Origin of the sequence: Capnocytophaga canis, from assembly GCF_000827555.1 — a bacterium.
In the GTDB taxonomy this organism is placed as follows: Bacteria; Bacteroidota; Bacteroidia; order Flavobacteriales; family Flavobacteriaceae; genus Capnocytophaga; species Capnocytophaga canis.
In genome coordinates, this window is the sequence record NZ_CDOI01000173.1 from 52,280 (window position 1) to 63,670 (window position 11,391).

The 11,391-nt window shown below is 35.0% G+C and carries 9 protein-coding genes and 1 pseudogene; 3 read left to right on the forward strand and 7 right to left on the reverse strand.

Going from position 1 to position 11,391, the window contains the following annotated elements; all coding sequences use genetic code 11:
- Window positions 1–254: 254 nt before the first annotated feature.
- Window positions 255–461 (reverse strand): transposase, encoded by a 207-nt coding sequence (locus CCAND38_RS09030; protein ID WP_064504537.1) that lies wholly within the window; start codon window positions 459–461, stop codon window positions 255–257.
- A gap of 105 nt (window positions 462–566) precedes the next feature.
- Between CCAND38_RS09030 and CCAND38_RS09035 the strand changes: the two genes are divergently transcribed.
- Window positions 567–1,226, forward strand: coding sequence for an epoxyqueuosine reductase QueH (locus tag CCAND38_RS09035; protein ID WP_042006271.1), 660 nt, complete (start codon window positions 567–569; stop codon window positions 1,224–1,226).
- Window positions 1,227–1,230: 4 nt separating this feature from the next.
- A pseudogene (truB, locus tag CCAND38_RS09040) lies at window positions 1,231–1,926 on the forward strand (tRNA pseudouridine(55) synthase TruB); the annotation flags it as partial.
- A 142-nt stretch (window positions 1,927–2,068) separates the two neighbouring features.
- Here truB and purE read toward each other — a convergent pair.
- From purE to CCAND38_RS09070, 6 genes are all read right to left on the reverse strand, one after another.
- A complete protein-coding gene (gene purE, locus CCAND38_RS09045; protein WP_042006273.1) occupies window positions 2,069–2,545 on the reverse strand; it encodes a 5-(carboxyamino)imidazole ribonucleotide mutase in 477 nt (158 codons plus the stop codon).
- Between the two features lie 104 nt (window positions 2,546–2,649).
- Window positions 2,650–3,924, reverse strand: coding sequence for a glycosyltransferase (locus tag CCAND38_RS09050; RefSeq protein ID WP_042344955.1), 1,275 nt, complete (start codon window positions 3,922–3,924; stop codon window positions 2,650–2,652).
- Between the two features lie 2 nt (window positions 3,925–3,926).
- Window positions 3,927–4,745 (reverse strand): ZIP family metal transporter, encoded by an 819-nt coding sequence (locus tag CCAND38_RS09055; protein WP_042344956.1) that lies wholly within the window; start codon window positions 4,743–4,745, stop codon window positions 3,927–3,929.
- A 519-nt stretch (window positions 4,746–5,264) separates the two neighbouring features.
- Window positions 5,265–6,653 (reverse strand): phosphoglucosamine mutase, encoded by a 1,389-nt coding sequence (gene glmM, locus CCAND38_RS09060; RefSeq protein WP_042344957.1) that lies wholly within the window; start codon window positions 6,651–6,653, stop codon window positions 5,265–5,267.
- A 35-nt stretch (window positions 6,654–6,688) separates the two neighbouring features.
- The gene (locus tag CCAND38_RS09065) at window positions 6,689–7,531 is read right to left on the reverse strand and encodes an SAM hydrolase/SAM-dependent halogenase family protein (protein ID WP_042344961.1); all 843 of its coding nucleotides are present in this window, start codon (window positions 7,529–7,531) and stop codon (window positions 6,689–6,691) included.
- Between the two features lie 105 nt (window positions 7,532–7,636).
- Window positions 7,637–9,865, reverse strand: coding sequence for a patatin-like phospholipase family protein (locus tag CCAND38_RS09070; RefSeq protein ID WP_042344958.1), 2,229 nt, complete (start codon window positions 9,863–9,865; stop codon window positions 7,637–7,639).
- A gap of 249 nt (window positions 9,866–10,114) precedes the next feature.
- On the opposite strand from CCAND38_RS09070, the gene lpdA reads away from it, so the two are divergent.
- On the forward strand, window positions 10,115–11,391 hold a 1,277-nt coding region (lpdA, locus tag CCAND38_RS09075), incomplete at its 3' end, for a dihydrolipoyl dehydrogenase (protein WP_042344959.1).

Sequence of the window (11,391 nt, forward strand, 5' to 3'; positions counted from 1 at the left end):
TAAGATACTGCAAAGTTATTTTTATCTATTCGAAAAAGCAACTTTTAGTTCTTTAAATAATGTTAATTAACATTTATCATCGTGTTTTTAAAGGTGTCATAGCTAAATATAGAGTCCTTTGCAATACCCTCCATTTCCTTTTTCTAACTGGTTTTAAATAATCTTTGAACCGATTTTTTAGAAAATCACATATTTAAAAACAGAAAATAGGTGATTTTCATCGTCTTTTCTCCCTTTTTTGAGCCTTTTTTTCATTAAAAGACAGGAAATATCTCCATCTTCGGACTTCGCTTCAGATTGTAGGCAATGGCTTCCAAAATATGTTGCGTGTGTACTTTTGCTAAGTCTTTGAGCCGTGTGACGCCCACACCAAACCATCGCTTTTGACTCCCAAAAGTACGCTCTACTACCCAAAGCGTCTTAGAAATCAGTTTTTTAAACGCTTTCTCCCATTTACTCAATTGAAACTTGATAAATTCGGTGTCTTTGAACTAATTCAATGTTTCGGTTTTTATATTTGAAAAAAAATTGCGTTATTTGCAAAAAACTAATTAGAAAACACACTTATGACATTAATTCGAGAAAAATTAGTACTGCCAAATGATGGAAAAAAATTGTTGCTACACTCTTGTTGCGCTCCTTGTTCAGGCGAGGTAATGGAAGCCATTCAGGCTTCGGGCATTGATTTCACAATTTTTTTCTACAATCCAAACATACATCCATTGAAAGAATATGAACTTCGTAAGGAAGAAAATATTCGATTTGCTGAACAATGCAATATTCCAATCATTGACGCTGATTATGACGTGGACAATTGGTATGAACGAGCCAAGGGTATGGAAATGGAACCAGAACGAGGTATCCGTTGTACGATGTGTTTTGATATGCGTTTTGAACGCACTGCACTCTATGCTTACGAAAACGGATTTGATGTGATTAGCAGTTCATTAGGGATTTCACGATGGAAAAATTTTGATCAAATCAATGATTGTGGTGAACGTGCAGCTGCCAAATACGACGGTATTACGTATTGGACATACAATTGGCGGAAAAAAGGTGGTTCGGCTCGTATGTTAGAAATCAGCAAACGTGAAAAATTCTATATGCAGGAGTACTGTGGATGTGCCTATTCACTACGTGATACCAATAAATGGCGTATTGAAAACGGAAGGGAACGTATCAAAATTGGAGTCAAATATTACGGAAACGAAGAACAAAATAGCTAAAATGATTATTACCCCAGAAGAATTCTCCAACGGAAAAATATTACTGATAGACAAACCTTTACATTGGTCATCGTTCCAAGCTATTAATAAGATAAAGTGGTCTATAATCAAAAATTACAAACTCAAAAAGATTAAAATTGGACACGCAGGGACGCTCGACCCACTTGCTTCGGGTTTATTGATTGTATGTACAGGAAAATTCACCAAAAAAATTACTGAGTTTCAAGAAGCTACAAAAACATATACGGGTACTATTCGGCTTGGAGCGACCACACCTTCTTTTGATATGGAAACGGAAATCGATCAAACTTTTTCCATAGAACACATTACTCCCGAGCTAATTGAAAAAACTCGTCAACAATTTGTAGGAGAAATTGTTCAGTATCCGCCTATGTTTTCAGCCCTTAAAAAAAAAGGAAAACGACTTTATGAATTTGCACGTGAAGGAGATGAAACTATTGAAATCCCTTCACGAACGGTTTCTATTGAGCAATTCAACTTAGATACAAGTGAATTTCCAAATATTCATTTTGAAGTAATATGCGGCAAAGGGACGTACATCCGTTCCTTGGCTAATGATTTTGGGAAAGCCTTACAGTGTGGCGGATACTTAACTGCCTTACGACGTACAAAAATTGGAGAATTTTCCGTCGATGAAGCCATTTCTCCCGATGAATTTGTAATAAATCATATATTAAAATCAACAAAATAGGGATAAATTATAAAACCTTTCCTAACCATCATTAAATACAGCACCCAATAAAACTTCAGCTGAGATGCTTAATTAGTCAAAGCATTGACAATCAATATTCTATTGTTTTATTGGGTATAGTATTAAATTTCTAGAATGTCTCAGCGGATTTTAAAACAGCTTGTTTTAATCCTTCTTTATATTGTAAAATTTTTTCTAAAGTTTGTGGGTGTTGAGCAGCAATAATCTGAGCAGCCAAAATACCTGCATTTTTCCCCCCATTCAATGCAACAGTAGCTACAGGAACTCCTCCTGGCATTTGCAAAATAGAGAGAACTGAATCCCAACCATCAATGGAATTACTACTTTTTACAGGCACTCCAATCACGGGCAAAGGTGACATGGAAGCTACCATTCCCGGAAGATGTGCTGCTCCTCCTGCCCCTGCAATGATTACATTTATACCTCGTTTATGGGCGTTCATACTAAAATCCATTAATTTCTCAGGAGTTCTGTGCGCCGAAACAATATCAACTACAGTTTCAATACCAAATTCTTTTAAAATATCGACTGCTTCCTGCATCACAGGTAAGTCGCTTTTACTTCCCATAACAATTGCTACTTTCATATTTTGATTCTTGTATATTTAGTTTGATTTATTTTTGTTTTGTCTAAGTTTTTATACATACATCGTACGTTTAACAAAACCACGTATCTAAACCCTGAATTTGACTAAATCAAGTCTGCTAATTTCTGGGCCAATTTTTTTCGATGATATGGAGCTAAACCTATCGGATTAGTTTTCAAACTCCTAATTTTGAATAATTCATACCATTCACAAATAGTTGCTTTTAATTGCTGATGTTCGTCATATAAAAAAGACTTTCCTGTATTAGTTTCCCGAATGATTTGAACAGCATCCCAACCTTTTGGGCCTATGGCTAAAATGGGTCGACCCGATACCATATACTCAAACAATTTCCCAGGAATGATACTTTCTGTTTCTTTGCTATTGATTTCGATAAGCAATAAAATTTGGGAAGAACGTTGTAATTCAATAGCTTCATTATGAGTAATATAACCTCTGTTTATTATATATCTTCCCAAACCAAAAGCACGAATTTCTTGTTCAACGTCTTCACTAAATTTTCCTGCAAAGCACAGTTGAAAGTCATTAGCAAATTCCTCATTTTCAGTTACTAGTTCTGAAAATACTTGCCATAACATTTTTGGATTTCGGTCGGAAAGTAACGACCCTATATGCGATACTAAAAATTTCTCTGAAAGAGATATTTTTTGAATGTTCATGTCATCATATCCATTAGTAATTACATGAATAGGTCGCTTTGTAAGTTCTGAAAATTCTTTCTGAGTTTTGAAACTCGTAACGAGAATCGTATCAGCAGTATTCAAGATCGTTTTTTCCCAATATTTTTGCTTTGAATCTGCCCATTTTGTTAATCGCAAATCTTTATAGTAACCTATAGTTGTCCATGGATCCCTGAAATCACTAATCCATTTCAAATCTGGATATTTTTTTTTCAATTTATATCCTATAAGGTGAATACTATGAGGAGGAGATGTTGTTATAATAGTCTGAATATCATTTTTTTCAATAAAATCTGATAAAAAAGCAACAGAAGGCTTTACCCAAAATTTACGTGCATCAGGAATAAAAAGATTACCTCGGAGCCAAAGCATCATTTTCTCTACAAAAGATATTTTTTTTCGGGGAATGATACCAGCACTCATTTTTTTAGTTTTATTTTTTGAAAAGAATGAAGCCAAACCATAAGGTTCCCAAATAGGATGCTTAATAATTTGAATATCAGAAGGAACATCTTCACCAATTTTCTCATCCACAATTGGATAGCTTGGATTTTCAGGTGTATAAACAATCGGTTCAACTCCAAAATTTCGGAGATATTTCACAAACGTAAGCCAACGTTGTACGCCGGGGCCTCCCGCAGGTTTCCAATAGTATGTGATGATTAGTACTTTTTTCATTTTTAACCTAACACTACGTCCAACACCATCATGACAATAAAGCCTCCTAAAAAACCGACGGTTGGTACATCTGTATTTTTATTCTGCTGTGATTCAGGAATAACTTCTTCAACAACTACATAAATCATGGCACCAGCAGCAAAAGCCAAGGCATAGGGCAAAATAGGAGTAAAAAACATTACAGCCACAGCCCCTAAAACTCCCGCAATTGGCTCAACCACAGCTGATAACTGCCCATAAAAAAAACTTTTCCTACGACTTAACCCCATACGACGTAAAGGCATTGAAACTGCAATCCCCTCAGGAAAATTTTGTAGACCAATTCCTATTGCCAAAGTAATAGCCCCCGCAATGGATGCCTCAGGAATATTTGCTGCTACACCACCAAAAAGCACTCCTACTGCCAATCCTTCAGGAATGTTGTGTAAAGTGATTGCTAAAATCAGCAAAGTTGTTTTCTGCCAAGGCGATTTAACACCTTCTGTTTGTTTGAAATTGGCGTGAAAATGCGGTAAAAGTCTATCTAATAAAAACAAAAAGAATGCACCTAATAAAAAACCAACTGTGGCCGGAATTATTTTTATAAAGTTGTCTCCTTCAGACATTTCAATAGCAGGAATGAGTAAACTCCATATACTGGCAGCAACCATAACTCCTCCCGTGAAACCTAACATTCCATCAAGAACGATTTTATTTGCCTTGTTGAAAAAAAATACTACCGATGCACCTAATGCCGTCACTAACCACGTGAAAAGTGTAGCATAGAAAGCGGCTAAAATAGGATCTATATTTTCTAAATAAGTTACTAAGGTACTGTACATTTTAAAAAAAATTGTTTTACCGAGTGCAAAGGTATAACATTTTTTAGATTAAACTAAAAAAATATTTATGTTTTTACAAAACATAGATTCACCTCGAATCAAAGCTCATTTTTTTTATGTTAGAAATTTATATATTGTCTCATATGATTATTTAACAGAGAAAAAACATTTCCTTGAAGAAGCTGTCTGAAAAGGTCTATTTTAACAAAATTAGATTCATAAAAACATTGATTATGAAAGTCTTATTTTTTGAATTGCCAAAATTATACTTTTCAGACAACCTTTTTTTCTCATGGATTTTTCTTTCGCAGACTTTGGATACACTCTTTCTAAAAAAAGAGAAAAGGCATGTCAAAAATTGCACTTACTAATCGAACTTAAGATAGAAAAGTAAACCCAATCCTCCATCAACGATGAAAAGAAATTCTGCAGAACCTTGAGATTTATAACAATTCTGTTTCTATTGCTTGGATATATTAGACTTCTTATAACTTAACAAAGCATTAGTGTAAAATATTTTTATTTTATAATATTCTGAATATCAGCAATTATACGATTTGCTAGAGCATCAGCTTCTTCAAAACTTTTAGCTTCGGTATAAATACGAATAATTGGCTCTGTATTTGATTTTCGTAAGTGAGCCCAACTTTCAGCAAAATCAATCTTCACTCCATCAATCGTATTCACGTTTTCGTGAGCATATTTTTGAGCCATTTTTGTCAAAATCATATCAACATTTACCTCAGGCGTAAGTTCGATTTTGTTTTTACTCATGAAATACGCTGGATAGCTTTCTCGTAATTCTTTTACGGATGTTATATTTCTAGTAGCTAATAAAGAGAGAAATAAAGCTACCCCAACCAAAGCATCACGCCCGTAATGTAACTCAGGGTAGATAATTCCTCCATTACCTTCTCCACCTATGATAACGTTGTTTTTCTTCATCATTTCTACTACATTTACCTCACCGACTGCCGAAGCAAAATAGTTAGCTCCGTATTTTTCTGTAATGTCACGCAAGGCTCTTGATGATGAAAGATTCGAAGCCGTGTTTCCTGGTGTTTTGCTTAGTACATAATCCGCACATGCCACCAAGGTGTATTCCTCGCCAAACATTTCTCCGTCCTCACAGATGAGTGCCAATCTGTCTACATCAGGATCAACAACAATACCGAAATGAGCTTTTTCAGCTATCACTTTGGCAGAAATATCTCCCAAATGCTCTTTCAAAGGCTCAGGATTGTGAGGAAAATGACCGTTTGGTTCGCAGTAAAGCTTTACTACTTCCACTCCCAATTTCTCTAAAAGCCGAGGAATAGCTATACCTCCTGTTGAATTTACCGCATCGACTACTACTTTAAATTTCTTACTTTTAATGGCGGAAACATCTACAAGTTTTAGGTTTAAAACTGATTCTATATGTTTATCTATGTAAGTGTCATTTTTGGTTATTTTACCCAAATCATCAACTTGAGAGAATGTAAAATCACTTTTTTCGGCAATTTTCAAGATTTCTTCACCGTCTTTGCCATTTAAAAATTCTCCTTTGCTATTGAGGAGTTTCAGGGCATTCCATTGCTTAGGATTGTGACTTGCCGTAAGTATAATCCCTCCATCAGCGTTTTCCATCGGTACAGCAACCTCTACAGTAGGAGTAGTACTCAATCCTGTGTCGATTACCTCAATACCTAAACCTACTAAGGTGTACGCTACTAAATTCTGAATCATTTCTCCTGAAATACGTGCATCGCGCCCTAATACTACACGGATATTTTCTTTATTAAGAGTCGTTTTTAGCCATGTTCCGTAGGCAGCAGCAAATTTCACTGCATCAATTGGAGTTAAATTGTCTTCGGGCTCGCCTCCAATGGTACCTCGAATCCCTGAAATTGATTTAATTAAAGTCATAATAAATATCTTTTATTCTATATCTGATTATTTGTTTACTTTTTCTTATCCAAAAAACGAATACTAACTTGGTCAAGATAATCTATCCCAAGCAATGAGGAAGCCCCTCCAACAGTATGTAAATTACTTTTGTACACACTAACTTGCAGATAATCAAGGCTGTTAAACAAAATTAATCGCTCTCCATCGGGTATGGCTCTGCGTTGCTTAGGTATCGAAAAATCAATAATATCGCTGTAATTTTCATGTATCTTAGTAAAAGAATACATGTTGAAAATGACCTCAAAAGGACGTCCTTGTCCCACCTCGTGGAATAAAGACTTTGGAATATTACTCACTGCATTACCATAGTGGTCAATATAAATCACGGTTCCTGTAATAAATGTTTTGTTATCGGACACTTCTGGCTTAAAATAAGTCATTTCAAAACATTTTTCAATTCGATTTCCCAGAACTTGTAACGGAATTCCTTCCAACAAATCTTTAGCTACTTTCGGAAAGAAATGCAATACAGGAAATTGATTTTTGGTAGTTGTATTAAATAATTCATACACTTCCACATCCGACTCATTTTCTGAAAGCAAATGAAAAATTCCATTGTCAGCACCAATGAAATAATGACCTCTTAACTTCATTATCAAATGCTTACGCTCTGGTGTAGCTTCAGCATCTACTCCAATAATATGAACACTTCCTTTTGGAAAATGATGGTAGGCATTTTTGAGTATGTAATGAGTTTGCATCACATCGAACGGAGCTATAAGATGGGAAATATCAACCACAGCCACATTCGGAATTTCGGTATAAATCTTTCCTTTAACGGCTGCAACTGCGTAGTCTCGTTCTCCAAAGTCTGTTGTTAATGTAATGATTCTCAATGTGTTTATGATTAATTTTTCTTTAGTAAAAGCAATATTGGTAAACAACCCACAAATCTACTAAAAAAACGGAAATCGCACGATTTTTTTTATTAAATTTATCAACTAAAACCAATATCCTATGTTAAGTAGCCAAATTGGTTTTTTAAGTTCAGGCGAATAGGTAAACTTCAATTCGATGGGCCCCAACACACTCTGCAAGCTATAACCAATCCCATAGCCTGAAAAATCAGGAGAAGTTTGCCAATTTAGACTTTGGAATAGCTCATTATCTACTTTAGCGACATTTCCGTGTAACAGAATGTGATGTTTTCTGTAATGGTTAATGTCTAAGGTAATATCTGCTTTTAAAAAATTTTTTCCTCCAAAGCTCAAAAAGTCATATCCATAGAAAGGAATATAATTATTTGATGCATTTTTATTGTAGCCTCCAAAGAAATAATCTAACGTGTGAATTCCTTCGGCGTTCCCCAAAGTGAATCCTCCATCGAAAGCCAATTTTGCTGAAAGCCTAGGAAACAAAGGTATTGCAAATGATAAACTTGCTTTAGTCATTGAAAATTGATTGAATTTCTCTGGAGTTTTTCCTAATAAATAAAGATGAAACATAGCGTCAAAATAGACACCTCTACGTGGAAAAAAACTATTGTCAAAAGAATCGTACTTTATGTAGCTATAAGCACTTCCAAAGTTTGATTTTTCTTTGTAGAGGGGTGTGAAATCTTCTGTGAAGAACACTTGTTCTGTTTTAAAACTTATATCTCTGTTTTCAATACCAATACCCGCTACAAACCCATTTCCTAATAACGTTTGAAAATAAAACTGATTTACCCAATCATAAGCATCCAAATGTAAACGGTTAAGCTTAGACCCTTCAATACTGTATTTTGAGATTCTGTCGGGGTGTATTTTTCTATAAAATTGATTGAATTTAGAACGAAATCCGTAACTAGTGTAATATCCTTTATCTACAAAATAATCAAATTGATACCTGAAATTATCCCCTAAAACCACATCTACGGAGAAAAAATCGTCGATTTGAAATAAATAGTGTTTGGTGTAATTCATTATGAAACCTGTTTTGAATAAATTATCATAATGTAATCCAAACTTGACGAAAGTGCGTTCAGGATTTTCTCGCAATAAGAAATCAATATGTTCTCCTTCATCGGTATAACGAATTTGGTGATGTACCGTATGAAACTTATTGGTAGCCATTAAGTTATCTATTCCTTCATTCAAATCTTGAAACGAGATTTTTCGCTCTAATTCTTTCAGATAAAGTTTTCCTCGCAAATAGCTACGAGAATAATGCTCATTACCGTGAAAATGAACTGCTTTAACATATATAGAATCTATTTTTTTTATTTTTTCAGGAGTTCGTTTCTCCTTTTGTTGGGAAGCTATTTCTCTAAGTTTTTCTATTTGGTCAAACCCAGCTTTCTCTCCTCTTTTGATGATTGCACTACCTCTGTCAAAGGATATGACATTAAATCCAACAATATTTGGTTTTATGTAAACATCTGTCTTTGCTATTTTTTCGGGCATACTCCCATACATTGCAAAAGCATTGACCTGTGATAATACACCAAAAGCGGAATTAATTTCCTCTCGTGTTTGAAACGGACTTTGCACATCAACTCCAATGATGATATCCATTCCCTTTGCTTTTACTTCATCTATGGGATAATTGTTTAATGCTCCGCCATCTGTCAATAAATCTCCATCAATCTCAACTAAATCAAACAATGAAGGAAACGCACCACTTGCCATAATAGCTTTAGGCAAAAAACCACTTTCCAAAACTACTTGTTTTCCCTTTTCAATATCGGTAGCAATGCACAAAAAAGGAATTGATAGTTTTGAAAAATCAAACGTATCTCCAATTGGATATAAGAGTTTAACAAACTCATTATAAATATTTTGACCTTTTGATACTGAACGTGGAATCCCAATTTTTAAATTATTAAAAGGTAGTGCCAAAGCATACCTGTCATAAATAAAACGTTCATGCAACGATTTGGCTCGGCGTGATGTTTTATCATAAATCAATTTATCGAAATCTAAACGATGAAAGATAGAATCCAATTCATTTGCTGAATATCCTGTAGCATACATAGCCCCCACAATTGCTCCCATACTTGTTCCTCCGATGTAATCAATGCGAACTCCAGCTTCTTCAATAGCTTTCAAAACACCAATATGAGCCAATCCTTTCGCTCCTCCCCCACTCAACACTAAACCTACTTTAAGGTCTTTATCCGTTTTTTTTTCTTGTGAAAAAAGTACGTTGACTATACAACATATAAGTAATACGTATATTTTATATCTCATTTTACTTCTATTCAATTTTTATTGCACTTCCGAATTTAGGAAGGCTCTCAACGGCAAATTTACGATAAAAATCAATACTAAACTAAAATATAGAATTAATTTTCATAAAAGCACAATCTATTGTTAATAAGCATATTAACCTATCAATAAATAAAAAAAAACAAAAAAAACATCATTAATACAATAAAAATACGTAACTTCGTAACTTGATTGATAATAGATATTTTTGACAAATAAATATTTTTAAAGATGAGTAAATACGATATTATTGTATTGGGAAGTGGGCCTGGTGGTTACGTAACCGCAATCCGTGCTTCTCAGTTAGGTTTCAAAACCGCTGTTATTGAGAAAGAAAATTTGGGAGGTGTATGTTTGAACTGGGGATGTATCCCAACAAAAGCCTTATTAAAATCAGCTCAGGTATTTGAATATCTGAAACATGCTTCTGACTACGGACTTTCGGTTAAGGAGTTCGATAAAGATTTCTCAGCAGTGGTACAACGAAGTCGTAATGTAGCTGATGGAATGAGCAAAGGGGTTCAATTCTTGATGAAAAAGAACAAGATTGACGTCATCGAAGGATATGGAAAAGTGAAGCCAGGTAAAAAAGTGGAAGTAAAGGACAAGGATGGTAAAATAACTGAATACAGTGCTGACCATATTATCATTGCTACCGGAGCTCGTTCGCGTGAATTACCAGCTCTTCCACAAGATGGTAAAAAAGTGATTGGATATCGCCAAGCTTTGACTTTACCTGCTCAACCTAAAAAAATGATTGTTGTAGGAAGTGGTGCTATAGGAATTGAATTTGCATATTTCTATAACTCAATGGGGACTGAAGTTACTATTGTGGAATTCATGCCAAACATCGTTCCTGTGGAAGATGAAGAGGTGTCAAAACAATTAGAACGTAGCTTCAAAAAATTAGGAATTAAAATATTGACATCTGCTGAAGTTACCAAAGTAGATACCTCAGGTGAAGGAGTGAAAGCTCATGTAAAAACAAGTAAGGGAGAAGAAGTGCTTGAGGCTGATGTAGTACTTTCAGCCGTTGGAATCAAAACCAACATCGAAAATATCGGTTTGGAGGATGTAGGAATCGCTACGGACCGCGATAAAATTTTAGTTGACAAATACTACCAAACCAATGTTCCAGGATACTATGCCATTGGAGATGTAGTTCCAGGACAAGCCTTGGCTCACGTGGCTTCGGCAGAAGGAATTTTATGCGTTGAGAAAATTAAAGGTCTTCACGTAGAGCCAATTGACTATGGCAACGTTCCGGGATGTACATACTGTACCCCAGAAATTGCTTCAGTAGGACTTACTGAAAAACAAGCTCGTGAGAAAGGTTATGACATAAAAGTAGGAAAATTCCCATTCTCAGCATCAGGAAAAGCAAAAGCCGGAGGAAATTCAGATGGTTTTGTAAAAGTAATTTTCGATGCGAAATATGGGGAATGGTTGGGTTGTCATATGATTGGAGCAGGTGTTACTGATATGATTGCAGAAGCAGTCGTGGCTCC

Coding starts and splice junctions, on each gene's coding strand:
- purE (WP_042006273.1), bottom strand. CDS start 2,545: ATGAAAGTAGCAATTGTTATGGGAAGTAAAAGCGACTTACCTGTGATG.
- CCAND38_RS09055 (WP_042344956.1), bottom strand. CDS start 4,745: ATGTACAGTACCTTAGTAACTTATTTAGAAAATATAGATCCTATTTTA.
- glmM (WP_042344957.1), bottom strand. CDS start 6,653: ATGACTTTAATTAAATCAATTTCAGGGATTCGAGGTACCATTGGAGGC.
- CCAND38_RS09070 (WP_042344958.1), bottom strand. CDS start 9,865: ATGAGATATAAAATATACGTATTACTTATATGTTGTATAGTCAACGTA.
- CCAND38_RS09050 (WP_042344955.1), bottom strand. CDS start 3,924: ATGAAAAAAGTACTAATCATCACATACTATTGGAAACCTGCGGGAGGC.
- CCAND38_RS09035 (WP_042006271.1), top strand. CDS start 567: ATGACATTAATTCGAGAAAAATTAGTACTGCCAAATGATGGAAAAAAA.